Source organism: Iodobacter sp. BJB302 (assembly GCF_002735645.1).
Classification (GTDB): Bacteria; Pseudomonadota; Gammaproteobacteria; order Burkholderiales; family Chitinibacteraceae; genus Iodobacter.
Window position 1 is genome coordinate 1 of the sequence record NZ_PDZG01000068.1, and the last position, 24,617, is coordinate 24,617.

Annotated in this window: 24 protein-coding genes; 17 read left to right on the forward strand and 7 right to left on the reverse strand. The window is 48.0% G+C overall.

Translation table 11 applies throughout. The features are described from left to right. The 4 genes from CSQ88_RS17875 to CSQ88_RS17890 all read left to right on the forward strand — a co-directional run. Nucleotides 1–92, forward strand: a 92-nt coding sequence (locus CSQ88_RS17875; RefSeq protein ID WP_143449393.1) for an IS3 family transposase, incomplete at its 5' end; no start/stop codon positions are given. Nucleotides 93–298: 206 nt separating this feature from the next. Further along, a complete protein-coding gene (locus CSQ88_RS17880; RefSeq protein WP_099399448.1) occupies nucleotides 299–2,221 on the forward strand; it encodes a PrkA family serine protein kinase in 1,923 nt (640 codons plus the stop codon). A 77-nt stretch (nucleotides 2,222–2,298) separates the two neighbouring features. Further along, nucleotides 2,299–3,576, forward strand: coding sequence for a YeaH/YhbH family protein (locus CSQ88_RS17885; protein WP_099399449.1), 1,278 nt, complete (start codon nucleotides 2,299–2,301; stop codon nucleotides 3,574–3,576). Then, complete coding sequence (locus CSQ88_RS17890; RefSeq protein WP_099399450.1) at nucleotides 3,573–5,111, forward strand: SpoVR family protein; 1,539 nt, start codon at nucleotides 3,573–3,575, stop codon at nucleotides 5,109–5,111. The genes CSQ88_RS17885 and CSQ88_RS17890 overlap by 4 nt, the downstream gene beginning before the upstream one ends. 65 nt (nucleotides 5,112–5,176) lie before the next feature. Here the strand turns inward: CSQ88_RS17890 and rplI are convergent, their stop codons facing one another. From rplI to fdxA, 5 genes are all read right to left on the reverse strand, one after another. Beyond that, nucleotides 5,177–5,626: a 50S ribosomal protein L9 gene (gene rplI, locus CSQ88_RS17895; RefSeq protein ID WP_099399451.1), complete on the reverse strand. Its 450-nt coding sequence runs from the start codon at nucleotides 5,624–5,626 to the stop codon at nucleotides 5,177–5,179. A gap of 15 nt (nucleotides 5,627–5,641) precedes the next feature. Beyond that, a complete protein-coding gene (gene rpsR, locus CSQ88_RS17900) occupies nucleotides 5,642–5,869 on the reverse strand; it encodes a 30S ribosomal protein S18 (RefSeq protein WP_046351876.1) in 228 nt (75 codons plus the stop codon). Nucleotides 5,870–5,877: 8 nt separating this feature from the next. After that, nucleotides 5,878–6,183 (reverse strand): primosomal replication protein N, encoded by a 306-nt coding sequence (gene priB, locus CSQ88_RS17905; protein WP_180273717.1) that lies wholly within the window; start codon nucleotides 6,181–6,183, stop codon nucleotides 5,878–5,880. Between the two features lie 53 nt (nucleotides 6,184–6,236). Continuing rightward, entirely contained in the window at nucleotides 6,237–6,602 is a 366-nt protein-coding gene (gene rpsF / locus CSQ88_RS17910) for a 30S ribosomal protein S6 (RefSeq protein ID WP_046351878.1), read from the reverse strand. Nucleotides 6,603–6,720: 118 nt separating this feature from the next. Beyond that, nucleotides 6,721–7,044, reverse strand: a complete 324-nt coding sequence (gene fdxA / locus CSQ88_RS17915; protein WP_099399453.1) for a ferredoxin FdxA — start codon at nucleotides 7,042–7,044, stop codon at nucleotides 6,721–6,723. Between the two features lie 936 nt (nucleotides 7,045–7,980). Here fdxA and CSQ88_RS17920 point away from each other — a divergent pair. The 13 genes from CSQ88_RS17920 to CSQ88_RS17980 all read left to right on the forward strand — a co-directional run bounded on the left by CSQ88_RS17920 (nucleotide 7,981) and on the right by CSQ88_RS17980 (nucleotide 22,883). Next, a complete protein-coding gene (locus CSQ88_RS17920; RefSeq protein WP_143449509.1) occupies nucleotides 7,981–10,857 on the forward strand; it encodes a FimV/HubP family polar landmark protein in 2,877 nt (958 codons plus the stop codon). Next, nucleotides 10,854–11,480 carry a CbiQ family ECF transporter T component gene (locus CSQ88_RS17925; RefSeq protein ID WP_099399455.1) on the forward strand — a complete coding sequence of 209 codons (627 nt, stop codon included), beginning with the start codon at nucleotides 10,854–10,856 and terminating at the stop codon, nucleotides 11,478–11,480. The genes CSQ88_RS17920 and CSQ88_RS17925 overlap by 4 nt, the downstream gene beginning before the upstream one ends. Beyond that, nucleotides 11,480–12,262, forward strand: a complete 783-nt coding sequence (truA, locus tag CSQ88_RS17930; RefSeq protein WP_099399456.1) for a tRNA pseudouridine(38-40) synthase TruA — start codon at nucleotides 11,480–11,482, stop codon at nucleotides 12,260–12,262. Before CSQ88_RS17925 ends, truA begins: the two co-directional genes overlap by 1 nt. A gap of 13 nt (nucleotides 12,263–12,275) precedes the next feature. Then, nucleotides 12,276–12,908, forward strand: a complete 633-nt coding sequence (locus CSQ88_RS17935) for a phosphoribosylanthranilate isomerase (protein WP_099399457.1) — start codon at nucleotides 12,276–12,278, stop codon at nucleotides 12,906–12,908. Next, nucleotides 12,901–14,130 (forward strand): tryptophan synthase subunit beta, encoded by a 1,230-nt coding sequence (gene trpB, locus CSQ88_RS17940; RefSeq protein ID WP_099399468.1) that lies wholly within the window; start codon nucleotides 12,901–12,903, stop codon nucleotides 14,128–14,130. The genes CSQ88_RS17935 and trpB overlap by 8 nt, the downstream gene beginning before the upstream one ends. Nucleotides 14,131–14,134: 4 nt before the next feature. Next, the gene (gene trpA, locus CSQ88_RS17945; RefSeq protein ID WP_099399458.1) at nucleotides 14,135–14,938 is read left to right on the forward strand and encodes a tryptophan synthase subunit alpha; all 804 of its coding nucleotides are present in this window, start codon (nucleotides 14,135–14,137) and stop codon (nucleotides 14,936–14,938) included. A 78-nt stretch (nucleotides 14,939–15,016) separates the two neighbouring features. Beyond that, entirely contained in the window at nucleotides 15,017–15,883 is an 867-nt protein-coding gene (accD, locus tag CSQ88_RS17950) for an acetyl-CoA carboxylase, carboxyltransferase subunit beta (protein ID WP_099399459.1), read from the forward strand. Beyond that, nucleotides 15,883–17,166 (forward strand): bifunctional tetrahydrofolate synthase/dihydrofolate synthase, encoded by a 1,284-nt coding sequence (folC, locus tag CSQ88_RS17955; protein WP_099399460.1) that lies wholly within the window; start codon nucleotides 15,883–15,885, stop codon nucleotides 17,164–17,166. The genes accD and folC overlap by 1 nt, the downstream gene beginning before the upstream one ends. 2 nt (nucleotides 17,167–17,168) lie before the next feature. Beyond that, a complete protein-coding gene (locus CSQ88_RS17960; protein WP_099399461.1) occupies nucleotides 17,169–17,915 on the forward strand; it encodes an SPOR domain-containing protein in 747 nt (248 codons plus the stop codon). Between the two features lie 8 nt (nucleotides 17,916–17,923). Then, a complete protein-coding gene (locus CSQ88_RS17965; protein WP_099399462.1) occupies nucleotides 17,924–18,415 on the forward strand; it encodes a CvpA family protein in 492 nt (163 codons plus the stop codon). A gap of 139 nt (nucleotides 18,416–18,554) precedes the next feature. Beyond that, nucleotides 18,555–20,096: an amidophosphoribosyltransferase gene (purF, locus tag CSQ88_RS17970; RefSeq protein ID WP_099399463.1), complete on the forward strand. Its 1,542-nt coding sequence runs from the start codon at nucleotides 18,555–18,557 to the stop codon at nucleotides 20,094–20,096. A 333-nt stretch (nucleotides 20,097–20,429) separates the two neighbouring features. Beyond that, nucleotides 20,430–21,554 carry an HD-GYP domain-containing protein gene (locus CSQ88_RS17975; RefSeq protein ID WP_099399464.1) on the forward strand — a complete coding sequence of 375 codons (1,125 nt, stop codon included), beginning with the start codon at nucleotides 20,430–20,432 and terminating at the stop codon, nucleotides 21,552–21,554. 153 nt (nucleotides 21,555–21,707) lie between these two features. Next, entirely contained in the window at nucleotides 21,708–22,883 is a 1,176-nt protein-coding gene (locus tag CSQ88_RS17980; RefSeq protein ID WP_099399465.1) for an O-succinylhomoserine sulfhydrylase, read from the forward strand. An 89-nt stretch (nucleotides 22,884–22,972) separates the two neighbouring features. On the opposite strand, the gene CSQ88_RS17985 is transcribed toward CSQ88_RS17980, so the two are convergent. Further along, nucleotides 22,973–23,629, reverse strand: a complete 657-nt coding sequence (locus CSQ88_RS17985; protein WP_099399466.1) for a hypothetical protein — start codon at nucleotides 23,627–23,629, stop codon at nucleotides 22,973–22,975. Continuing rightward, a complete protein-coding gene (locus CSQ88_RS17990; protein ID WP_218963141.1) occupies nucleotides 23,622–24,404 on the reverse strand; it encodes an AAA family ATPase in 783 nt (260 codons plus the stop codon). Before CSQ88_RS17990 ends, CSQ88_RS17985 begins: the two co-directional genes overlap by 8 nt. Nucleotides 24,405–24,617 lie beyond the last annotated feature (213 nt).

The following is a 24,617-nucleotide window of genomic DNA, read 5'->3' on the forward strand; positions in this document are numbered from 1 at the left end:
ATTACATCCATTACTATAACCACGACCGAATCAAACTGAAGTTAAAAGGGCTGAGTCCTGTGCAATACAGAACCCAGCCCTTGAGCGCCTAGCTTTTATACTGTCCAACTAATTGGGGTCAGTTCACTTAGGGGCTCTTTTTTTGGGCTTTTTTTGCAGAAATAAAAGAGCAACTTAAATTTATCAGCAATGTGCACGTAATTTTTTGAAATAATCAACTTCACTATGTCTATAAAGAGTGCAGAGGTGCAGCAATCGCCGCGCCACTCGAATGACATACACGGTGAGGAGAGGCGTCATGGATGTCTTTAATAATTTTGCTGCACGTTATGAGCGCACACGCGAAGAAGAAATGTCTCTGCGGGACTATCTTGAGCTGTGCAAACATGATCAGGTTGCGTATGCCACTGCGGCAGAACGCATGTTGATGGCGATTGGTGAGCCTGAATTAATTGATACCCGGCTGGATTCAAGCTTGTCTCGTATTTTCCAAAATAAAGTGATCCGTATCTATCCGGCATTTCGTGAGTTTTATGGCATGGAAGAAGTGATTGAACAGGTCGTTGCTTATTTCCGCCATGCTGCTCAGGGGCTTGAAGAAAAGAAACAAATTTTATATTTACTGGGGCCGGTGGGGGGAGGGAAAAGCTCTATTGCCGAAAAACTAAAAGAATTAATGGAGTGTGTTCCTTTTTATTGCATTAAAGGCTCACCAGTGAATGAATCCCCTTTGGGTTTGTTTAATGCCGAAGAAGACGGTGCTTTATTGCAGGAGCAATTTGGAATTGAAGGACGTTATTTAAAAACCATTCCAAGCCCCTGGGCCGTTAAACGGCTTCACGAATTTAATGGCGATATCAACCAGTTTAGAGTGGTTAAACGTCACCCTTCGGTATTGCGTCAGGTGGCTATTGCTAAAACTGAGCCTGGCGATGAAAACAATCAGGATATCTCTGCCCTAGTGGGTAAGGTCGATATTCGTAAATTAGAAAAATATGCGCAGGATGACCCTGATGCGTACAGCTATTCTGGCGGGCTTTGCCTTGCCAATCAGGGCTTGCTTGAATTCGTGGAAATGTTTAAAGCGCCTATTAAAGTTTTGCACCCTTTGCTGACAGCAACACAGGAAGGTAATTTCAAAGGGACTGAGGGTTTTGGTGCGATTCCTTTTGATGGCGTTGTGCTTGCTCACTCTAATGAATCGGAATGGAAGCAATTTAAAAACAATAAAAATAATGAAGCGTTTTTAGATCGTATTTATATCGTAAAAGTACCTTACTGCCTGCGAGTCAGTGAGGAAGTAAAAATTTATGAGAAATTGGTGCTTAATTCCTCTCTATCAAAAGCACCATGCGCACCGGGCACTTTAAAAATGATGGCGCAGTTTGCCATTTTATCCCGGCTGCGTGAGCCGGAAAATTCCAGCATTTTTTCTAAAATGCTGGTTTATGATGGTGAAAATTTAAAAGACGTTGATCCCAAGGCAAAATCAATTCAAGAATATCGTGATTTTGCTGGCGTAGATGAAGGCATGAATGGTTTGTCTACCCGGTTTGCTTTTAAAATTTTATCAAAAGTTTTTAATTTTGATCATGCCGAAGTGGCGGCAAATCCAGTTCATTTACTGTATTTGCTGGAGCAGCAGGTAGAGCGTGAGCAGTTCTCTGCCGAGCTTGAGCAAAAATATATCTCATATATCAAAGAATTTATGGCTTTGAAATATGTTGATTTTATTGGTAAAGAAATTCAAACCGCTTACCTTGAAAGCTATTCGGAATACGGTCAGAACATTTTTGACCGCTATGTCACGCTGGCTGATTACTGGATTCAGGATCAGGAGTATCGCGATGCTGATACGGGCGAATCATTTGACCGCACCAGTTTAAATAATGAGCTGGAAAAAATAGAAAAACCGGCAGGCATTTCTAATCCTAAAGATTTCAGAAATGAGATAGTCAATTTTGTATTACGTGCCCGCGCTAATAATGGAGGCAATAATCCTGCATGGACTTCATATGAAAAACTGCGCTCGGTCATAGAGAAAAAAATGTTCTCTAATACCGAAGAATTGTTGCCGGTAATTTCATTTAATGCCAAAGCAAGCCATGACGATGCGCGTAAACATGAAGACTTTGTAAACAGAATGGTCAGTAAGGGCTATACGCCCAAGCAGGTCAGATTGTTATGCGAATGGTATTTAAGAGTGCGTAAATCATCGTAATCCAGTGAGGGGGAGGAGTGGTGTCGAGGGTGGCTCGGGATCGCTCCTTGCGTCTCACTCCTCACTGGAGTTGCAAAATGATCCATATGATTGATCGGCGTTTGAATGGTAAAAATAAGTCGGCGATAAATCGGGAGCGATTTCTTCGTCGTTTTAAGGGGCAAATTAAAGAGGCGGTGACTCGTGCCGTAAATGGCAGATCAATTACCGATATAGAGCGCGGTGAAAAAGTATCTATTCCGGTCAAAGATATCAATGAGCCGGGTTTTGCCCATGCCCCGGGGGGGATTTGGGAGCGCGTTTTTCCAGGAAATGATCGCTATAGCCGGGGCGATGAAATCGATCGCCCTGATGGCGGCGGGGGGGGCGGAGGGAATGGCGGCGCTGGAAATGGTGGCGATGGCGAGGATGACTTTGTTTTTGAATTAAGCAAAGAAGAGTTTTTAGAGTTTTTCTTTGATGATCTTGAATTGCCCAATCTTGTTAAAACGCAATTAAAACAAAGCATGGTGATGAAGCCCGTCAGGGCCGGGTTTACCTCTGACGGTACGCCCACCAATATCCATGTATTGCGCAGCCTGCGCGCAGCATTAGGGCGGCGTATTGCTTTATCAGCCGGCCCGCTGGAGGAGCTTAATACCCTGCAGGAGCAATTGGATGAATTGCTTGAAACACAAGGAGAGCGCTCGCAGGAGGTACAAACCCTGCAGGCTATTATTCGTGAATTAAAAGCAAAATTGGTTTGTATTCCCTATATTGATCCGTTTGATCTGAAGTATACCAATCGTGTTCGGGTGCCCAAACCCACAACCCAGGCGGTGATGTTTTGTGTGATGGATGTTTCCGGCTCGATGGATGAGGCAAAGAAAGATATTGCAAAGCGATTCTTTATTTTGCTTTATTTATTTCTTGTGCGCGCATATGAAAAAATTGAGGTGGTATTTATCCGGCATCATACTCAGGCTACCGAAGTCAATGAGCACGATTTCTTTCATGCAAGAGATACGGGGGGCACCGTTGTTTCATCGGCAATCAAGCTCACCAAGAAAATAATTGATGAACGCTACCCTGATGCCGATTGGAATATTTATGTAGCACAAGCCAGTGATGGGGATAACTGGGATTCTGATTCGCCTCAGTGTCGGCAATTATTAAGCGCCGAAATTATGCCGCTGCTGCAATATTATGCGTATGTGGAAATCACCGAGGGGGAGCCGCAAAATCTTTGGTTTGAATATGAAAAAGTGGCCGAACAGCATGCTCACTTTACGATGCGGCGCATTCGTAATCCCGCAGAAATTTGGCCGATATTTAAAGAGCTGTTTAAAAAAGTGAGCGCAAGGGGGGGGGCATGAGCACAAATACACGCCAAAAAAAATCGCGCGCAAAAAAGCTTTTATCAACGGGCTCGGAATGGTCATTTGATTTAATTGATGATTACTATCGGGAAATAGCGCGCGTAGCAAAGCAGTTTGGCCTAGATACTTATCCTAATCAATTGGAGGTGATTTCAGCCGAACAAATGATGGATGCCTATGCATCAGTAGGGATGCCGGTAATGTATAACCATTGGAGTTACGGTAAGCATTTCTTATCTACGCAAAAATCTTATCAGCGCGGGGCAATGGGGCTTGCCTATGAGATTGTGATTAACTCCAGCCCTTGTATTGCCTATTTGATGGAAGAAAATACTATGACCATGCAGGCGCTTGTCATTGCGCATGCCGCCTTTGGCCATAATTCTTTTTTTAAGGGCAACTATTTATTCAGAAGCTGGACGGATGCAACCGCCATTATTGATTACCTGGTCTTTGCAAAAAATTATATTGCCCAGTGTGAGCAAAGATATGGCGAAGATAAGGTGGAGGAACTGCTTGATTCTTGCCATGCCCTGATGAATTACGGGGTTGATCGCTATAAACGGCCGCAAAAATTATCGCTCTCATTAGAATTAGCCAAGCAATCAGAGCGGGAGAATTATCAGCAATCGCAAATAAATGAATTATGGCGAACTATTCCTAAGCGTACAGAGGAAGAGAAAGCGCATGAGGAAAGCCGTTTTCCTTCTGAGCCGCAAGAAAATTTACTGTATTTTATTGAGAAATACGCGCCTTTATTAGCGCCGTGGCAAAGAGAAATTGTGCGGATTATTCGCAAAATTGCTCAATATTTTTATCCGCAGCGGCAAACCCAGGTGATGAATGAGGGGTGGGCGACATTCTGGCATTACACCTTGTTAAATCAATTGTATGACGAAGGTCTGGTTGATGATGCTTTTATGCTGGAGTTTTTGCACAGCCACACCAATGTGGTATTTCAGCAGCCTGTAACCAGCAAATGGTTTAACGGGATTAATCCTTATGCCCTGGGTTTTGCTATGTTTCGTGATCTGCGGCGGATTTGTGAGGAGCCTACCGAGGAAGATAAAGCGTGGTTTCCGGATTTAGTGAATACAGACTGGAAAAAAACGCTGGATTTTGCAATGCGTAACTTTAAGGATGAAAGCTTTATTTTGCAGTATCTTTCGCCTAAATTAATGCGTGAATTCCGCTTGTTCGCTATTTTGGATGACGACTATTTGCCTAAATTAAAAGTGGCTGCCATTCATGATGATGCAGGCTACCTAGATATCAGGCAAAAGCTGGCGGATCAGTATAATTTAGCGGGGCGTGAGCCTAATATTCAGGTGTATGAGGCTAATACCCAGGGGGACCGTTCATTAACTTTAAGGCATTACCAATATCAGCGCAGGCCTTTAGGAAATAGTGTGCATGAGGTACTGAAGCATATTTCACGGCTATGGGGGTTTTCGGTAAAGCTGGAGAGTGTTGATGAAAAGGGAAGGGTTTTGCTTAGTTACGAATGTAAGCTTGAGAAAAGAGGCAATTGATATAAAAAAACGGCAATCAGAAGATTGCCGTTTTCATATGTGAAGCTATTAATTAATCGTAAAGATTAGTTAATACCAACAACAGTTACTTTCACTGCAGCAACGATTTCGTGGTGCAGAGCAAGTTCAACTTCGTATTCGCCGATTTGCTTGAAAGGACCATCAGGTAGACGAACTTCAGATTTAGCCACTTCAAAGCCAGCAGCAACGAATGCTTCGGCGATGTCTTGTGTGCTAACTGAGCCGAACAGACGGCCATCAACACCGGCTTTTTGTTCGATCGTTACTGCAGAGCCTTCCAGCTTAGCAGCGCGAGCTGTAGCTGCAGCAATAATTTCAGCCTGACGTGCTTCGAGCTCTACACGACGAGCTTCGAATTGTGCCAAGTTAGCTGCAGTTGCGCGCTTTGCTTTACCTTGTGGTACCAAGAAGTTACGTGCGTAACCATCTTTTACGGTAACAACATCACCAAGACCACCTAAGTTTGCTACTTTTTCGAGCAGAATGATTTGCATGTTTATTCTTCTCTCTTAGTGTTGGTCGGTGTATGGCAGAAGCGCAAGCAGACGAGCTACTTTGATTGCTTCAGACAGCTGGCGTTGGAACTTAGCTTTTGTACCAGTGATACGAGCCGGAATGATTTTGCCGTTTTCAGAGATAAAGTCTTTTAACAGAGCAATATCTTTGTAATCCACGTGGGCAATGCCTTCGGCGGTAAAGCGGCAGAATTTTTTCCGCTTGAACAGATGACGCGACATGATAAACCTCAATTCAACAATTCAAATTCTTCGAGATGCAACACAAGCTCATTGCGGTAACGATTACTTTTTGCGGCAATAAAACCTTTGCTGGCAAGTCTTTGCCCGATTTGAATGGGGGCAAGCCTTACTGCAATATCACCGAGTGCCAGTATGGCCACTTCACACTCCACCTTGCGGTGTTTGCCTGCTTCGGTCTGCTCAGAAAGGTGAGTGATCACAATTTCTAAAACAGGGGTCCCTGCAGGGGTGTAACGTATATCGCTTCGTTTTATAACGGTACCGTCAATAAGTACTCGGTTGCGTTTGTCCAATTTAGTAGTCCATAGCAAGCAAGGCGAAAATTTCGCAGTGCTTACTGTTTACCTTAGGCAGCAGGAACGCCTTCGGCGGCTGGTGTCAGGGACTTGGACTTCTCTTCCTTCATCATTGGGGAAGCTTCAACAACAGCATGTTCTGTGCGCAGAGTGATGTGGCGCAGAACGGCGTCATTGAATTTGAAGGCGTGTTCTAGTTCGTCCAAAATCAATTGGCTGATTTCGACGTTCATCATGACGTAGTGAGCTTTGTGGATCTTTTGGATCGGGTAAGCTAACTGACGACGGCCCCAGTCTTCAAGGCGGTGAATAGCACCACCACCGTTTGTGATCAGGGTCTTGTAGCGATCAATCATCGCTGGAACCTGTTCGCTTTGATCCGGATGCACGATAAATACGATTTCGTAATGTCGCATGACATCTCCTTATGGATGTTAAGCCTGCCGCGTGCGACTACGGTCAGGCAAGGGTTGTTAAGAGGGGCGGATCATACCGGAGAATTGAGCCGGACTCAAGGGATAAAAACGCGGGCACTTAACGTTCGATCTGATCAATCTTGCCGCTGACCGCAGCCCATGTTTCGTGATCGGGAAGCGGATCTTTCTTTTCTACAATGGTATGCCAGATTTTAGACATTTCAGCGTTGAGTTCAATGTAGTCCTGCATGTCGGCCGGAACGTCATCTTCTGCATAAATTGCTTCAACGGGGCATTCGGCAACGCAGAGTGTGCAATCGATGCATTCATCAGGATCAATCACTAAAAAATTTGGCCCTTCACGAAAACAGTCTACCGGGCATACATCGACGCAATCTGTGTATTTGCATTTCACACAGGCGTCGGTCACTACGTACGTCATGATTGAATCCTTATATATATTGGGCACTGGTCCTTGAGCCGCACAAAATTTGGGCAGATCGACCCTGATTTTAGCAGAGCCCCGTGCTTTAGAAGCAATAAGCTGGTTATTTATAAATAATTAGTAGTGATAATCGGCGCGTGCGCTTGTGATTTGTGCTGTGCTGGCACCAGGCGGACTGGTAGTGCCATTTTGCGATTTGGGATGAATTCTATCTGTGGTTTTATGTTAAGTGGATAGTGCAAGCGGGGTGGTTTTCATTAATAAGGGATGATTTAATTGATTTGTCTGTTGTCGTTTCCGCTCGGGTATTCACCTTATTGTTGTACTAGGGCTTGAATGAGGATTTTGGCGTAATAGCAATGGGCGTTATAATTGCCCGGCTCAGATATTTTGTGTTTACCCCCGCAGGCGAATGGATTGATTTTTTTTATCCTGTCTTTGGAATAATAAATTTCTGAGGTGATTTTGATTAAATCGGGGTCGGTAAAGTTGGCTTAAGTAAAATCAATGACTTAAGACCGGACGATCCGGGGTTTTATGATTTTCCCCATACTTCATCAGGAGGAAAGCGTGGCATTTAAGTTGAATTTTTGATTTGTGTAGATAACTATTGGAATAGTGCTATATTATTTGCTATATGATTTAAGTGTATTTTTTATTAGCAAATTGATGTATTGCCAGTTTTGCTCTCCTGTTTTTTTGCAGATTTTCAGTCCGGAGCGGATATTGAGATGTCTCAAAAAAAAGCAGATTTGCCAGTGTGGCGGTATGTGTAAATTAAGTGCATGACTTGCGTCAGGCTTGGCGCAAATGTTATGTTCGTCGGGCTGTAAGCGCTGGGTTTTATATCATACCTGGTTAAAAATAAAGTGAAGTGCTGGGGGAATTGTGCCAATCAAACCGAAACTCAAGGCGTGTGTCCTTGCTCTTATATTGACTTTGCCACCCTCTGCTGGTGCAGTGGGCTTGGGCAGGTTAAACGTGCTTTCCGGGCTTGGTCAGCCATTTCGGGCTGAAATTGATCTGGTTTCAGTTCAGCCAGGGGAATCCGAAAGCTTGCTTGTCCGGCTTGCGTCACCAGAGGCATTTGCTCAGGCTCAGGTAGCTTATCCGCCTGCGTCGCTTGGCTTGCGTCTGGTCATAGAAAAACGCGCGAATGGGCAGCAGTATGTCTTAATTAGTTCTGCACAATCAGTTTCTGAGCCTTTTCTGGATCTGCTGGTTGATCTGAACTGGTCAGGCGGCAAAATTCAGCGGGACTATACCGCCTTGATTGATCCGCCGGGCTATCAAAACTCGCGCTCGTCTGCGGGCGCTGAGGCAAAAGCAAACGAGCAGTTTGCGCCATCTGCCTTGCCGGGTACCCGTCGCAAGGGCGCAGTTGCTGGGTCAGGTAAAAAAACCTCATCAGCAGCAAGTCAGGCAGAAAAAGCCACCGGCGATCAGCAATATAAAGTACAGGGGGGCGACACCTTATCGAGTGTTGCGCGCCAGACTGCTGCTGAGGGCGTCACTCTTGAGCAGATGCTGGTTGGGCTTTACCGGCAAAATCCCGATGCTTTTGATGGCAATATGAACCGTTTGCGCCGGGGTAAGATTTTAAATATTCCAGCCAAAGAAAATTTGCAGGCTGTACCTGCAAAGGAAGCCGGGCAGGAAGTGCGTTTGCAGTCTAAAGACTGGCAGGCGTATCGCAATAAAGTGGCGGAATCGGTACAAAAACGCGCTGCGGTTGCAGGGAATGAATCTGCAAGCGCTGGCCGCATCAGCCCGAAAGTTGAAGAAAAAGTAAAATCAGGCAATGCCAATCAGGATGTGCTGAAGCTTTCTAAGGGTGAAGCGCCTAGTAAGGCAAAGGCAGATCAGCAGGGCGAACAGGCGCGGATTCGTGCTCTGGAAGAAGAAGTAACTGCACGGCAAAAGGGTTTGGATGAAGCAAATCAGCGAGTCGCAGCACTGCAAAAAAATGTTCAGGATATGGAAAAGCTGCTGGCACTTAAAAGCCGTGCAGGTGTTGAGTTAGCAAGTAAGCCAACTGATACGCCGGCCGTTGCCCCTGTTGCCACAGCGGTGCCTGCAGTAGCATCAGCACCTGCAGCTGAGCATGCTTCTGAGCCTGAGCCTGCGGCTGTTGCTGGTAGCGCGCCTGCTGTGCAGTCCGTTCAGGAAGTTGCCAGCCAGCCTAAAAAACGCCGCGTCATTGTTCCGCCTCCGGTTCCCGTGCCAGAGCCAGACCTGATGGATGTTGTGGCTGATAATGCACTGCCAATTGGTGGCGGGCTGACGGCACTTTTATTAGGCGGGGCTGGTCTTTGGTGGGCTCGTCGTCGTAAGCAGGGCTCTGCATTTGCAGACAGCGTTCTGACTGGTGGCGATTTAAAGTCCAACACCCTGCTGGGTAATACCGGTGGTGCAGTTATCAGTACTCAGCCCACTGAAAACTCTTTCCTTACTGATTTCAGCCGCCAGGGCTTAGGGACAATTGATACGGATGAGGTTGATCCGATTGCCGAAGCCGAAGTTTATATGGCTTATGATCGCAATGAGCAGGCAGAAGAAATCCTGCGGGATGCACTGCTTAAAGATCCTGCGCGTCATGAAATCCGTATGAAGTTGCTGGAAATATTTGCAGCGAAGAAAGACCCGACATCATACGAAGAAATTGCGGCTGATTTATTTGCCATGACTGGGGGTAAGGGTGCGCAATGGGAACAGGCGGCTTATCAGGGCAGCGTACTCGATCCTGAAAATCCTCTGTACAAACGCATTGAGCCAGCAGCCGCGCCTGTTGTAGCAGCGGTAGCCGCTGCTGCCGCTGCGCCGCTTGTAAGCCAGGCGCCTGCACCTGAGGCCAATGATTTTGATTTGTCTTTTGATGATACGGCGGTAACTGCACCTTCTGCGGGTGTGAGTGATTTTGATGCTTTGATGAGCGAAGAAATCCCGGATGCGCCGCAGAATAATATACAAAATGATCTGGCAGATTTAGATCTGTCGCTTGATTTTGATGTGGGCACTGCGCCTGAGCCTGTGCAGGAGCTTAATCCTTTTGCGGAGACTCCTCCTTCGCAGCCGGAGGCTTTATCTTCACTTGACTTTGATTTGCCTGAAGTTGCACCAGCACCTGCAGCAAGTGCACCCGCCCCTGATGATTTTGCGATGGGGATTGATTTTGGCTTGGATGACTTTTTGGTTCCTGAAGAGCCCGCTCAGGCCGCGGCACCTGTCAGTGAGCCTGAATCAGAGAACATGTTGTCTCTGGATATGCCGGTCGATTTTGGAAGTGCTCTGGAAGCAAGCGCCCCGGCAGATGAGGCGTTTGATCTGAATTTTGATGGTCTGGACAACATGCCGGAAGCAGCGGCAGCACCTGCTGATTTTTCTGCTGAATTGCCTGATCTGGATTTGGGCGTGCTTTCTGCGCCGGAAGTGCCAGCTGCACCGCCTGCAAAGGCTCAGCCTGTGGCTGAGGATGTGCTGGAGGCAACAAGTGCCGATGATGGTTTAGGCCTGGATTTTGATTTCTCGCTGGATACGCCTCTTGAGGCTTCAGTGCCGGCGGCGTCTGGCGCAGAAGAATCGATTGATCTGGCCGGAATGAATCTGGACTTTGCTGCAGATTCAGGTGCATCTTCTGATTCATTGCTGGAATTTGCAGGAGATGATCCGGTGCAAACCAAAATTGATCTGGCAAAGGCTTATGTTGATATGGGAGACACCGAAGGGGCCAGAGAAATCTTGCAAGAGGCCATTGGTGAAGGTAATCCTGAGCAGCAAAAACAAGCACAGGCTTTGTTGGGTAATCTTTGATTAGAATTCATTCTGCAAATCAAATTGCAGTCTGGCTTTGGGTGGCGTGCATCCTGCAAATTTTGCAGGGTGCGCCACTCATTGTTTTTTCTGCAGTATGCATTTTGCTGGCCTTTTATTGTTGCCCCGGGCGCTGCTGGCGTACTTTAAAACGGATACGTTTCCTGCTCCTAGCTATTACGCTGGTCTACGGCTGGTCTACGCCGGGACAGTATCTGTGGCCGGGGCGATGGTCTCCCACAGAAGAGGGGCTCTGCTGGGGCTTTCTGCAGCTGGTGCGCCTTCTGGGCGTGCTGGCGGCTTTGCAGCTGTTGTTGTGGCGCTTAAGCGCTGCCCGAATATTTTCGGGGCTCTATGTGCTCCTCTCTCCTCTTGCATTTCTTGGGTTTAATCGTGAGCGCTGGGCCCTGCGTTTAAGCCTGACGATGACTTTTTCGGGTGATCTGCTTCTGCAACGACACGCTTTAAGCAGGGAGGGATTTTTGATGCAATTGGCCGGGGTTGAGCAGCCTTGCGAGTTGCAGGAAGTCTCTATTCTGGTAGAGTCGCTGTCTTTTTTAGATTTGGCGCTGCTTTGGGCCTTGTTTGCCGCAGTGCTGTTCACTTTATTGATGATGGTGTAATGAAATACGCGCTCGCAGTGGAATACGATGGCCGGGCCTTTTATGGCTGGCAAATTCAAAAAGACTTACCTACTGTGCAGGCCGCTTTAGAGGCCGCGCTCAGCCAGATGGCAGGAGAGCCTGTTCAGGTTCATGCCGCCGGCCGTACCGATGCAGGAGTGCACGGTGCCAGACAAATCGTTCATTTTGAAACGGATGTTAATCGCCCTTTAACCGCATGGGTGAGGGGGGTAAACAGCTTTCTGCCTGATACGGTGGCCGTGCTGTGGGCTGCGCCCGTGCCGGATGCCTTTCATGCGCGCTTTTCTGCCTTTGCCCGTCACTATCGTTATCTGCTGCTCAATCACCCTGTGCGCCCGGCATTATGGTCTGGCCGCATGGGCTGGGCTTTTAATGATCTGGATTTTGATGCAATGCAGGCCGCGGCAGTACATCTTTTGGGGCTGCATGATTTTTCAAGCTTCAGAGCGGCGGAGTGCCAGGCTAAAACGCCCGTTAAAACGATGACCAGGGCCCATATTCAGAAAGAAGGCAGTCTGATTATTTGTGATTTCTCTGCAGACGCCTTTCTGCACCACATGGTGCGCAATATTATGGGCGCCTTACTGCATGTCGGAAAAGGGCATGAATCCCCTGAATGGATGGCTGATTTAATCCTGGCCCGTGACAGAACGAGTGCTCCCCCTACCTTTATGCCAGACGGACTCTATCTTGCTGGTGTAAGCTATCCCCCTGAGTTTGGGCTGGCCAGTGAGCCGGTTTCGCGCCATGGTTTGATTTAAAGGGGGGAGGTGAATGAATCCACGTATCAAAATTTGCGGTTTGCTTGATCCGGAAATGGCAAGGCGTACGGCTGAATTAGGGGCTGATGCAATTGGTCTGGTGTTTTACCCGCCCAGCCCCCGTCATGTAGAAATTGCAGCAGCGGCGCAAATTGTCGCCGCTTTGCCTGCTTTTGTAAGCAGTGTGGGTTTGTTTGTGAATGCAGAGGCGGCCTTTGTGCGTAGCGTACTTGCCAGTGTGCCGCTGGATATATTGCAATTTCATGGAGATGAAACACCTGAGTATTGCCGTCAGTTTGGCCGCCCTTATTTAAAAGCACTAAGGGTAACACCTGACATAAATTTGGTAGAATATGCACAGCGTTTTGTGGACGCGCTTTGCAAAGGGATTTTAGTTGATGCTTTTGTAGAAGGGGTGCCTGGTGGTACGGGTGAGGCTTTTGATTGGGATCTTTTGCCTAAAGATTTGCCTTTGCCACTGGTTTTGTCGGGTGGATTGCATCCGGATAATGTCTATGAAGCGATTTGTAAGGTTAGACCTTGGGCCGTGGATGTATCCAGCGGCGTAGAAAGCAGCAAGGGAATCAAAGATGCAGCAAAAATTGCTGCCTTTATTAATCAAGCAGAGAGAAAAGCGCATGACTGAGACTAAACACGAGCAGCAGCCCTATCAGCAACCTGATTCCCTTGGCCATTTTGGCCAATTTGGTGGCATTTTTGTGGCTGAAACACTGATCCCTGCCTTGGATGAGTTACGTATTGAGTTCGAAAAAGCCCTGCAAGACCCTGACTTTGTTGCTGAGTATCATAGCGAGCTCAAGCACTATGTTGGCCGCCCAAGCCCGATTTATCACGCAAAACGCTGGTCCGAGGCACTCGGTGGCGCACAAATCTATTTAAAGCGCGAAGATCTGAACCACACCGGCGCGCATAAAGTGAACAACACCATCGGCCAGGCGCTGCTTGCCCGCCGTATGGGTAAGAAACGGGTGATTGCAGAAACGGGCGCAGGCCAGCACGGCGTCGCTTCCGCTACTGTGGCGGCACGATATGGCCTTGAATGTATCGTTTATATGGGTGCGGAAGATGTGAAGCGCCAGGCGCCCAATGTATTCCGCATGAAGTTACTGGGCGCTAAAGTAGTCGCTGTAGAATCCGGCACAAAAACCCTGAAAGACGCGATGAATGAAGCGATGCGTGATTGGGTGACCAATGTGGATTCCACCTACTACATTATTGGCACATGTGCAGGCCCGCATCCTTATCCGCAGCTGGTGCGCGATTTTCAGCGCGTGATTGGCGATGAATGTAAGGTGCAGATGCCAGAAATGATTGGCCGTCAGCCTGATGCGGTTGTGGCTTGTGTGGGGGGGGGCTCGAATGCGATCGGGATTTTCTATCCTTATGTCGATGATTTGTCTGTGCGTTTGATTGGTGTAGAGGCGGGTGGGGATGGCGTTGAAACCGGCCGCCATGCTGCGCCGCTTACATCTGACGCTAAAGTCGGTATCCTGCACGGCAACCGTACCTTTCTGATGCAGGATGAAGACGGGCAGATTGCGGAAACGCATTCGATTTCTGCCGGGCTGGATTATCCAGGTGTAGGACCAGAGCACAGCTACCTGAAAGACATCGGCCGCGCGGAGTACGTAGCGATTAATGATGACGAAGCGATTGCAGCTTTTCACGATCTTTGTCATTTTGAGGGTATCATTCCGGCCCTTGAGTCGAGTCATGCACTGGCCCATGCTGCAAAAATGGCGAAAACGATGTCTAAAGATCAGGTAATTCTGGTGAATTTATCCGGTCGTGGTGATAAAGATATTCCTACTTTGGCCCGCCTTTCCGGCATCGAACTTGGAAACTAATGCTATGTCCAGAATTCAACAGACATTCTCGCGCTTACAAAGCCAAAATCGCCAGGCCCTGATTCCTTTTATCACGGCAGGTGATCCGCATCCCCGTGTGACGGTGGATGTCATGCATGCGCTGGTAGCCGGCGGTGCGGATATTTTAGAGCTGGGCGTGCCTTTTTCTGACCCGATGGCCGATGGTCCGGTGATTCAGCGCGCATCAGAACGCGCACTCCTGCATGGTGTGACTTTACGCAATGTGCTTGGCATGGTGGCTGAATTCCGCCAGAAAAACACAGAGACACCGGTTGTGCTGATGGGCTATGCGAACCCGATGGAAGCAATGGGTTACGATGTGTTTTCAAAAGCAGCAGTACAAGCGGGTGTGGATGGAGTGCTTACCGTTGATTTGCCGCCGGAAGAAGCTAAAGAGCGTGTGGCTATTTTAAAAGCCCACGGCATCGATCCGATCTTTTTGCTGGCACCAACCACGCACGCATCCAGAATTAAAGCAGTTGCCGAGCTGGCATCGGGCTATGTGTACTATGTTTCCCTGAAAGGGGTAACAGGTTCAGCCAATCTGGATATCGCTGATGTAACAGAAAAGCTGAGCGTATTAAAAGAATATCTCACCATCCCGATTGGAGTTGGTTTTGGGATTAGTGACGCAGCTGCTGCAAAAGCAGTGGCTGCCGTGGCCGATGCAGTTGTGATTGGTTCACGTTTGGTAAAAGAAGCAGAGGCCGGAGAAGAAGGCCTTGCTGATCGATTAACTGATTTTCTTACCGGCATTCGTGCCGCGATGGACACCGCTCGCGTTTAAGCGTGTTTTAAAACCCCGTCATCTGCAAAGATGGCGGGGTTTTAATGCCCCTTAGAGCGGTGCTGATGGAGGAATACAATGAGCTGGCTGCAAAAACTGCTTCCGCCAAAGATTAAGATCCGTACCACGGTGAGTAAGTCCGGTGTACCGGAAGGCCTCTGGCATAAGTGCCCGGCCTGCAGCGCGGTTTTATACCGCACTGATCTGGAAAACAATTTAGAAGTCTGCCCTAAGTGTGACTTTCACAATGCTGTTTCCGCTCGTCGCCGTCTGGACATCCTGCTTGATCAGGAAGGGCGGTTTGAGATTGGCGCAGAAGTTAAACCGCTGGATGTGCTGAAGTTTAAAGACAGCAAGAAATACAGCGAGAGGCTGAGCGCGGCTCAGGCTGCAACAGGCGAAGAAGACGCTCTGGTAGTGATGCAGGGCGCGATTCAGAATGTGCCGGTTGTCATGGCTGCATTTGAATTTAAATTTATCGGCGGCTCAATGGGCTCGGTTGTGGGCGAGCGCTTTGTGCGCGGTGTACTCACAGCGATTGAAAACAATGTACCCTTTATTTGCGTTTCTGCTTCAGGCGGCGCGCGTATGCAGGAAGGTTTGAATTCGCTGATGCAAATGACTAAAACCAGCGCCATTCTGACTAAGCTTGCGGATAAGAAACTGCCGTTTATTTCGATTCTGACCGATCCGACAATGGGCGGTGTATCTGCTTCATTTGCCTTTCTTGGCGATGTCGTGATGGCTGAGCCGGGGGCTTTGATCGGCTTTGCTGGCCAGCGCGTGATTGAGCAGACCGTGCGCGAAACGTTGCCGGAGGGTTTTCAGCGTGCTGAATTCCTGCTGGAAAAAGGCGCTTTGGATATGGTGGTTGACCGCCGTGAAATGCGCCAGAAATTAGCGCAATTAATGACCCTTCTTTCTAAACAGCCCGCCCTTAACTGATGTCTATGCCGTTTGATTCCCTCTCCCTTGATGCGTGGTTATCCCATTTAGAGCAACTTCACCCAAGCGCCATTGATATGGGTTTGGAGCGCGTTGTTCGCGTGCGGGATGCCTTAGGTTTAAAACCAGATTTTCCTGTGCTGCTGGTGGGAGGGACAAATGGCAAAGGCTCTGTTTGTACCATGCTGTCCAGTATTTTGTGTGCAGCAGGATATAAAGTCGGCACTTATACCTCGCCTCATTTACTGCACTATCAGGAAAGGGTGGCGATTAATCTTCACCCTGCATCTGATGCGGATATTGTCGCCAGCTTCCAAGCCATTGAAACCGCCCGTGGCGACACTTCCCTCACTTATTTCGAATTTGGCACCTTAGCCGCGATGCAGCAGTTTATGGCAGCAGGCGTTGATGTGGCCGTGATGGAGGTTGGCTTAGGCGGGCGTCTGGATGCCGTGAATGCCTTTGAGCCTGTTGCCTCTGCCGTGGTTAATGTGGGGCTGGATCATCAGTCATTTTTGGGTGATACCCGTGAAGCCATCGGGCATGAAAAAGCCGGCATCTACCGGCAGGGCAAAATTGCGCTTTGCGCAGACCCTGAGCCACCTGCCACGCTGATTGCCGAAGCGCAGCGTATTGGTGCGCATCTGCAACTGATCGGCCAGGATTTTGGCTTTGAAAAACAGGCAGAAGGGCAGCAGTGGACATGGTGGAATAAAGCAGGCGTGCGCCGCCATGCGCTGCCGTTTCCTGCACTGCGCGGCCAGTACCAGTTAGGTAATGCTGCCGTTGTGCTGGCGCTGCTCGATGCGGTAAAAGATGTACTGCCGGTTGGGATTGGCGATATCAAACGCGGCCTGCTGGAAGTCGAGCTGGCTGCGCGTTTTCAGGTTTTACCCGGCCGTCCTGCTGTTGTACTGGATGTGGGGCATAATCCGCATGCGGCAAAAGTCTTACGTGCCAACTTAGATAGTATGGGTTTTTATTCAAGTACCCATGCGGTTCTGGGTATGATGGCGGATAAAGATATTGCCGGTGTGGTGGCTTTATTGGCAGATCGTATTGATGTCTGGCATTTAGCGGCACCACAACTGCCCCGAGCGGCAACCCCGGCGCAACTTGCTGAAATTGTCGGCAAGCTTGCACCGCTGGCGAAAATAAATATTTATGAGAATGTAGCGCTTGCTTTCGCTTCGGCCTGTAAGCTTGCGGATGAAAGTGATAGAATTCTCGCCTTTGGATCCTTTTACACAGTTGCTGAAGTCATGGCGACGCGTGAGCGCTGAATATGATCAACCGAAATGTCAGCGATGATTTGCTGCAGCTTAAAAAACGTGCCCGTCGCCGTCTTGTGGGCGCAATCGCATTAGTGCTGTTTGCTCTGATCGTTTTATGGACTGCACTGGATAGTGCGCCGCCAGCCGTTATTGCTGGGGGGAATAATATTGAAATTATTTCCAGCTCGCCAGCATTACAACAGCCTTCTCCCGAACCTGTCGTTGTGGCGCAGGCCTCTGCCACAGAGCAGGCCGGCGCCACACTGATTGCCCCGGTGCCTGAAGAAATTCAGTCTCCTGTTGCAACACCCGAGCCTGCTTATCGCGTAGCAAGCTCAGCACAAAACGTGCTGCCGGGTAAGCTGGTTAATCACCAGAAAAAAGTGGTGATTCCTACCGCAACACCTTCCCCTAAGCCTGCCCCAACAGCCAAACCCGCGCCTACTCCCAAGCCTGCCGTCGATCCGCAGCGCATCTTGGAAGGGCTGGATGTGGCTCCTGCAGCAAAGCCTGCGGTGACTGCTGATCCAAAGCGCTATTACATTCAAATTGGCGCTTATGCTGATGCGGATAAAGCGGCTCAGGTTGTCAGTAAATTACAAGGCGCGGGGATTCCTGCTTACTCCGAAAAAACAGTTACAGATAAAGGCGCTTTAACCCGGGTACGTGTTGGCCCTGTTAACGATGAAGCAAAGGCGCAGAGTTACCTTAAAAAAATGGGAGTGCTTGGATTTAGCGGGCACCTGTCTGGCAAATAGGTTAAAGCATGACTGGCTTTGATTACACGGTATTAGGCATCATGGGGCTTTCCATGCTGCTCTCAGTAATGCGGGGCCTTGTGCAGGAAGCGCTGGCGCTGGCGGCATGGGTTCTGGCGTTCTGGCTGGCCAGCCATTATTCCGGGCAGGTGTCGGTATGGATGCCCAAAAATCTGCCTAATGAAGAGCTGCGCTATCTGGCTGCTTTTGTGGCGATTTTTTTTGTGACCTGGGTGGCCTCGGCTATGTTGAGGGTAACGCTGAATCAATTTATGCAGGCCACCGGCCTGAAACCTGCTGACCGGCTTTTTGGCGCAGGCTTTGGTCTGGTTCGTGGTTTTTTACTGAGTTTAACGCTGGTTTTGCTGGCAGGGTTTACCAGCCTGCCCAAGCAAACAATATGGCGAAATGCCATGTTCAGCCCCTTATTTGAAGAAGCGGCCGTGATGGCTAAGATTTGGCTGCCAGAAGCGCTGGCAGCCCGCATTCATTATGATTAACCGCCTTGCAGATGGCGGATTGATTTGGATGAGTTTTTCGTCCCTTGTTTTTAGCAGTTGCCGTTCAGGCCAAAATTAACTGCCAGACTGACTGGCAGTACGCATTTGTTACGATTAAGAACTCAAAGGGGCATTTCTGATGTGTGGCATTGTAGGTATCGTCGCCAAGACACCCGTTAATCAGCTGTTGTACGATGGCTTGTTGGTTTTACAGCATCGTGGGCAAGATGCAGTAGGGATTGTAACGGCAGAGGGGCTGACGCTCCATATGCACAAAGGGCAGGGCTTAGTGAGTGATGTGTTCCGCACTCGCAATATGCGCTCTTTGATGGGCAATGCTGGCATTGGGCATGTGCGTTACCCAACCGCAGGATCTGCATCCAGCCTGGCTGAATCTCAGCCTTTTTATGTCAACAGCCCATTTGGTATCGTGCTGGCGCATAACGGCAACTTAACTAACGATAAGCAGCTGAAAGAAGATATGTACCGCACTGACCTGCGCCATATCAACACCAATTCTGATTCTGAAGCGCTGCTGAATGTTTTTGCCCACGAATTATCCCGCCGCGTAAAAGGCCCTGAGCTGAACGCGGAAACCATTTTTGATGCAATTACCGCCGTGCATGCACGGGTTAAAGGGGCTTACGCTGTAGTTGCCATGATTGCAGGCTTTGGTCTGGTGGCATTCCGTGATCCTTACGGTATTCGCCCGCTTTGTTTAGGTACTCATGAAACACCAGAAGGCCTGGAATATATCGTGGCCTCTGAATCTGTGGCGCATGATGTTTTAGGCTTTAAATTTGAGCGCGATATTGCGCCGGGTGAAGCCGTATTTGTGACTTTTGAAGGCGAATTTCACAGTAAGCAATGCCACGCTAATCCTGTGCTGGTGCCTTGTATTTTCGAGCATGTTTACTTTGCCCGCCCGGACACCGTGATTGATGGTATCTCGGTGCACGAAGCGCGCTTGAATATGGGTGAAAATCTGGCGGATAAAGTGGCTGCCGTGATTCCAAAGCTCGATATCGACGTGGTGATTCCTATTCCGGATACCAGCCGTGATTCCGCCTTGCAATTAGCCAATAAATTAGGTTTGCCATATCGCGAAGGCTTTATGAAAAACCGCTATATTGGCCGCACCTTTATTATGCCGGGCCAAGCCAGCCGTAAAAAATCGGTTCGCCAAAAGCTGAACCCAATTGCTGTTGAATTCCGTGGTAAAAATGTATTGCTGGTCGACGATTCAATTGTACGCGGCACAACCAGCCGCCAGATCGTGCAAATGGTTCGCGACTGTGGTGCAACTAAAGTCTATCTGGCATCCGCTGCGCCACCTGTGATGTATCCGCATGTTTACGGCATTGATATGCCAACCCGTGCCGAGCTGATTGCAACTGGGCGAACGGATGAGCAAATTGCCGAAGAGATTGGTGTGGATGCCATTATCTATCAGGAATTAGATGCCCTGATTGATGCGTGCAGCAAAGCCAGTGGCGGTGCAATTACTTCTTTTGAAACATCCTGTTTTGATGGGCAGTATATTACAGGTGATATTACGCCTGCCTATCTGGATGAATTAGAAGCAAAGCGTTTGTCACCCTTATCCGCCAAAGCTGGTGATGTGGCAGAAAGCCGTTTATTAGATATGAATATTGGCGTGGGCGAGCAGAATTTGCTTTAAGCCTGCTTAACCAAAAAACGCCAGCCCGAGGGTTGGCGTTTTTTTTACCTGAGGTTTTAATGGGCTGTGTTGGCATTTGCGTGTGGCAGCAAATCAGCCGCTACGAAAGACGCCGGATAAAAATAGCCCAGGGTTGTTGAAATATTCGTATATTTACAAAAATATTCTGTTAGCTGGCATTTCCTTACACCTATTTTTTGTTATCTGCCAAAAGGCGAGCTGTAGTCTTGTTGCTGTTGTGGATTGAATCTATTGTTCAAGTAATAAAGTTTGTTTTTGGCTTAGTCTGGCCTTTTACTTTTATGACGTTATTGAACAATAAGCAGGCTTTGTATGCAAAATACGATACCCCAATTTTTAGAGCTGGGCCCTTCAGCCCAAAACATGACTGAAAGTGTAGAGACCATTCATAAAGTCATTTCATCCCGCTATCCCGGCGTAGATAGGGTGGCCATGGCGATTTATGACACGGCCAGCGATACGCTGAAAACTTTTGTGAGCAGCAATCACGATGGTGTGGCGCTGGCTGCTTATGAAGCAAAATTGCAGGACGTTCCCTCGTTAAAAGCGTTGGCCAGCGCCCATCAGTCGCGGGTTGTGCAGGATATCGGTGATAGCTTTCCAGTATGTACAGAACATACAGACTGGCTGAAAGGCATGGGTTATTTATCCAGCTATACCGTGCCTGTTTATCAAAGAGACGAGCTGGCTGCGTTTATTTTTTTTGATTCAAAATCAGATCGCTTTTTTACCGAAGAATCAGTCCGTTTTTTAGATATTTTTACTGGCTTAATTGCTCAGCTTTATTTATTGCAGCTCACCGCCGTGCGCAGCCTGATTGGTACGGTTCATATTGCCAGTGATTTAGCCAAAGTCCGGGATTTGGAGACCGGTAATCACCTGGAGCGTATGGCCAGTTATTCGCGCATTATTGCTAAAGAATTGGCGTATTCTCATTCTTTGCCTGATGAGTTTATTGAGTATGTTTATTTATTTGCACCCTTGCATGATATCGGCAAGGTGGGCATACCAGACCGGATTTTATTTAAACCTGGGCAATTAGATAATGAAGAATGGCTGATTATGCGCAGGCATGTAGAAATGGGCGAAAATCTGATTGATCAGATTATTTCAGCCTTGGGCATGGCAGAAAACATGTCGACCCGCGTGATGCGTAATATGGTGGCGGCCCATCATGAGCGGGGCGATGGTTCTGGCTATCCGCGTGGCCTGCTGATGGCCGATATCCCGCTGGAGGCGCGCATTGTGGCCGTGGCCGATGTGTTTGATGCTCTGAGTAATGTGCGGCCCTATAAGCTGTCATGGTCAGAAGAGCGGGTATGGGCAGAGCTTGAGCGCGAAGCAGCGCTTGGGCGGCTGGATGCCGAATGCGTGAATGCCCTGCGTGACGCAGAGCAGGAACGGCGGCATATACAGGATCGTTTTGCAGACGAGTAATTGCATTACATGGGGCTGGTTAAGGAAAAAGGCCTGAATAAGCGGGGAAAGAGGCGGCGCGCTGTAATGCTTACGTTATAATAAGCGCCAAAAGCGGATGTTGCTGCCTTGAATGAATGCCCTTCCTTAGCCCGTGATCAAGTAGAGAAAGCCATGTTTGAAGATGAATTCCTGCACCCCGATACCTTAGCCGTCAGAGCGGGCACTACCCGCAGTCAGTTTGGCGAACACTCTGATGCGATGTATCTGACATCCAGCTTTGTGGTTGGCAGCGCTGAAGAAGCTTCATTAAAATTTACCGGCCAGATGCCCGGTTTTATTTACTCCCGCTTTACCAACCCCACCGTAACCGCCTTTGAAGAACGCCTTGCCGCCCTGGAAGGCGCAGAGCGCGCTGTGGCCACCGCATCGGGCATGAGCGCGATCTTGTCGCTGTTTATGGCGCATTTAAAATCAGGCGATCATGTGGTGGCCTCGGCCAGCCTGTTTGGCTCCACCATTCAGCTACTCAATGTTTACCTTAGCAAGTTTGGCGTAGACGTCAGCTATGTGTCTGCTACAGACACCACCGAATGGGCCGATGCCTGCCTGCCGAATACCAAACTGCTGTTCCTAGAAACGCCATCCAACCCGCTGACTGAAATCAGCGATATCCGCAAAATTGCCGACATCGCCCACGCACGGGGCGCTTTGCTGGTGGTGGATAACTGCTTTTGCACCCCCATCCTGCAAAAACCATTAGCACTGGGGGCCGATCTGGTGGTGCATTCGGCCACCAAATATATCGACGGCCAGGGCCGCGTGCTGGGTGGCGCGGTCGTGGGTTCATCTGCTCTGGTTGACCCCGTGTATTTATTTCTGCGTACCGCTGGCCCAAGCTTGTCGGCCTTTAATGCATGGGTTTTACTCAAGGGCCTGGAAACCTTGCCTATCCGCATGCGCGCCCATTCGGAAACCGCCTTAAAGCTGGCCACCTATCTGGAAGCGCACCCTGCGGTTGAGCAAGTCTACTACCCCGGCCTGCCTTCGCACCCGCAGCACGCGCTGGCCATGACCCAGCAAAACGCTGGCGGCGGCATGGTGTCTTTTGTAGTGAAAGGCGGCCGTGAGCAAGCCTGGAAAATCGTCGATGCCGTGCAGCTGATTAGCCGCACCGCCAACCTGGGCGACACCCGCAGCACGATCACCCACCCCGCCAGCACCACCCACGGCCGCATCACCCCCGCCGCGCGTGAAGCCGCCGGCATCACCGAAGGCCTGATCCGTATTTCGGTAGGGCTGGAATATATTGATGATTTGATTGCTGATCTGGAGCAGGGGTTGGCTTAGGTTTTTTGTTTTGCTGATAAAAGCCCAGCTTAGCTGGGCTTTTATACTTAAGGATGTTGAATTTTAATATGCGCAATTCAAGATGTTGATTAATCAATCCAAGCTTCTAGTTCTTTACTTAAATTGTTATCATCAAGAATGCACCACTTAATAAATGCAGAGTATTGAGATTCGTTGGACATAAGCACTTTAACTCGCTCTAATGCATTTTCACGTTCAGCTAATAATGAGTCTTCTGCGTAATACTTAATAAGCCATTTTTGGAATAGTGTATATTGAGTGTAAATTTTTTTTCTTAAATAGCTTCTAGTAACCGCTTTGTTGACTGTGTGGTCGCTGTTATAAATTTTATTTAATAATTTTGCGGTTTGTATTGTTTTATCATCGTCGTTCTGACTCTCAACAACAATTTCCGTATTAGGAGTTCTGGGTGGAAGTAGTTTTATGGCACGGAATACATTATCTTTAGGATCGCAACAATCTAATAGGTTGTTGAAATGGTCTAGTTTTATGTTATTACAGCGCCCACAAGAGAAATATAAATTTTTCCATTCGTACTTTAGATCATCATTGTTTTGATGGGCGACGAAATGCTCTATGTTGATATCTTGTGGTTCCTTAGTTTCACAAAGGTAGCATTTCTTGTGGAAGGATGATTCAAGCGCTTTTACTACATCCTCATCTTTGTAGCTTCTTTTTGCCGAAAGTGAAGCTGGAACTTCTTTGGTTCTCTCCACGTTAAACATTTTTATTTTTTGCCTTTGTTTTTAGGATGAATAGCTGCGCTGATTCTAAAAAAAACAATGATTCTGAATCAAGGTTCATCTCGTTTTTACGTAACTCTGAAATTAATTGTTCAATTTTTTCGATATCAGGTCTGGGCTTGCTAGTTTCTTCATTCAGCATTTTGATTTTTGTATTTAATGCATCAGAACTAACTGATACTCCAAATAAGCCTTCAAGAATTGACTCATATGAGTACATTGAAAGATCTTCGATTTGCTCTAGTTTGGATAGGTCATAAATAACAGCATCATTAACTGATGACACAACAAATGGTGAATGAGTGCTGACTATGAACTGGATGTTTGGGAATGATTTGGCGAGGAATGAAAATATTTTTCGTTGTAGTGAAACATGTAAGTGAGCGTCAATTTCATCAATAAGCACAACGCCTTCAATTTCATTTGGCATTATTTCGGTCAGTTGGATAGTCGTGACTAAGTGAGCATATACGGCTAGAATTGAGGAGTAGCCCGATGATAGTTTCTGGAAGCGATATGCTTCTTTATGATCCTGTTTAATAAAGAAAGTTTGAAGTGTTGAATCAAATATTATTTTTAGTGTTGAATCTTCAAAAAGATCTTTTAAATTCGCTTCTAATTCTTCAAACCAAGTCTTGATTTTTAAAGCACGCTCTGGGGCATTATCTATACTTGCCGACTCAGCATAGGCTTGTACTGTTTTATAGCTAACTAGATATTGCTCAAATAAAGAGCCTGCTTGTTGATGCCCGTTCACTACCTGTTGCGCAAGATTTGATGTGCTTAAAGCTGCAGTTGATTCGGCTATATTTGCTTCACGAACCGCTTTAAATGTGGTTAGTAGGCAATGCTGTTCACTTTATGATTTTTATTCCCCAGTTATGCCGTTGATTAAGAATTTCCGTGCCTTTTCTACTTGCAAAATGCTTAGTTCGTCGTTTCACAACCCGCGGATTACTGCGTCCTGTTG

Coding starts and splice junctions, on each gene's coding strand:
- CSQ88_RS17890 (WP_099399450.1), top strand. CDS start 3,573: ATGAGCACAAATACACGCCAAAAAAAATCGCGCGCAAAAAAGCTTTTA.
- rplI (WP_099399451.1), bottom strand. CDS start 5,626: ATGCAAATCATTCTGCTCGAAAAAGTAGCAAACTTAGGTGGTCTTGGT.
- truA (WP_099399456.1), top strand. CDS start 11,480: ATGAAATACGCGCTCGCAGTGGAATACGATGGCCGGGCCTTTTATGGC.
- rpsR (WP_046351876.1), bottom strand. CDS start 5,869: ATGTCGCGTCATCTGTTCAAGCGGAAAAAATTCTGCCGCTTTACCGCC.
- trpA (WP_099399458.1), top strand. CDS start 14,135: ATGTCCAGAATTCAACAGACATTCTCGCGCTTACAAAGCCAAAATCGC.
- CSQ88_RS17880 (WP_099399448.1), top strand. CDS start 299: ATGGATGTCTTTAATAATTTTGCTGCACGTTATGAGCGCACACGCGAA.
- CSQ88_RS17935 (WP_099399457.1), top strand. CDS start 12,276: ATGAATCCACGTATCAAAATTTGCGGTTTGCTTGATCCGGAAATGGCA.
- fdxA (WP_099399453.1), bottom strand. CDS start 7,044: ATGACGTACGTAGTGACCGACGCCTGTGTGAAATGCAAATACACAGAT.
- CSQ88_RS17960 (WP_099399461.1), top strand. CDS start 17,169: ATGATCAACCGAAATGTCAGCGATGATTTGCTGCAGCTTAAAAAACGT.
- folC (WP_099399460.1), top strand. CDS start 15,883: ATGTCTATGCCGTTTGATTCCCTCTCCCTTGATGCGTGGTTATCCCAT.
- accD (WP_099399459.1), top strand. CDS start 15,017: ATGAGCTGGCTGCAAAAACTGCTTCCGCCAAAGATTAAGATCCGTACC.
- CSQ88_RS17985 (WP_099399466.1), bottom strand. CDS start 23,629: ATGTTTAACGTGGAGAGAACCAAAGAAGTTCCAGCTTCACTTTCGGCA.
- trpB (WP_099399468.1), top strand. CDS start 12,901: ATGACTGAGACTAAACACGAGCAGCAGCCCTATCAGCAACCTGATTCC.
- CSQ88_RS17965 (WP_099399462.1), top strand. CDS start 17,924: ATGACTGGCTTTGATTACACGGTATTAGGCATCATGGGGCTTTCCATG.
- CSQ88_RS17980 (WP_099399465.1), top strand. CDS start 21,708: ATGTTTGAAGATGAATTCCTGCACCCCGATACCTTAGCCGTCAGAGCG.
- CSQ88_RS17885 (WP_099399449.1), top strand. CDS start 2,299: ATGATCCATATGATTGATCGGCGTTTGAATGGTAAAAATAAGTCGGCG.
- CSQ88_RS17975 (WP_099399464.1), top strand. CDS start 20,430: ATGCAAAATACGATACCCCAATTTTTAGAGCTGGGCCCTTCAGCCCAA.
- purF (WP_099399463.1), top strand. CDS start 18,555: ATGTGTGGCATTGTAGGTATCGTCGCCAAGACACCCGTTAATCAGCTG.
- rpsF (WP_046351878.1), bottom strand. CDS start 6,602: ATGCGACATTACGAAATCGTATTTATCGTGCATCCGGATCAAAGCGAA.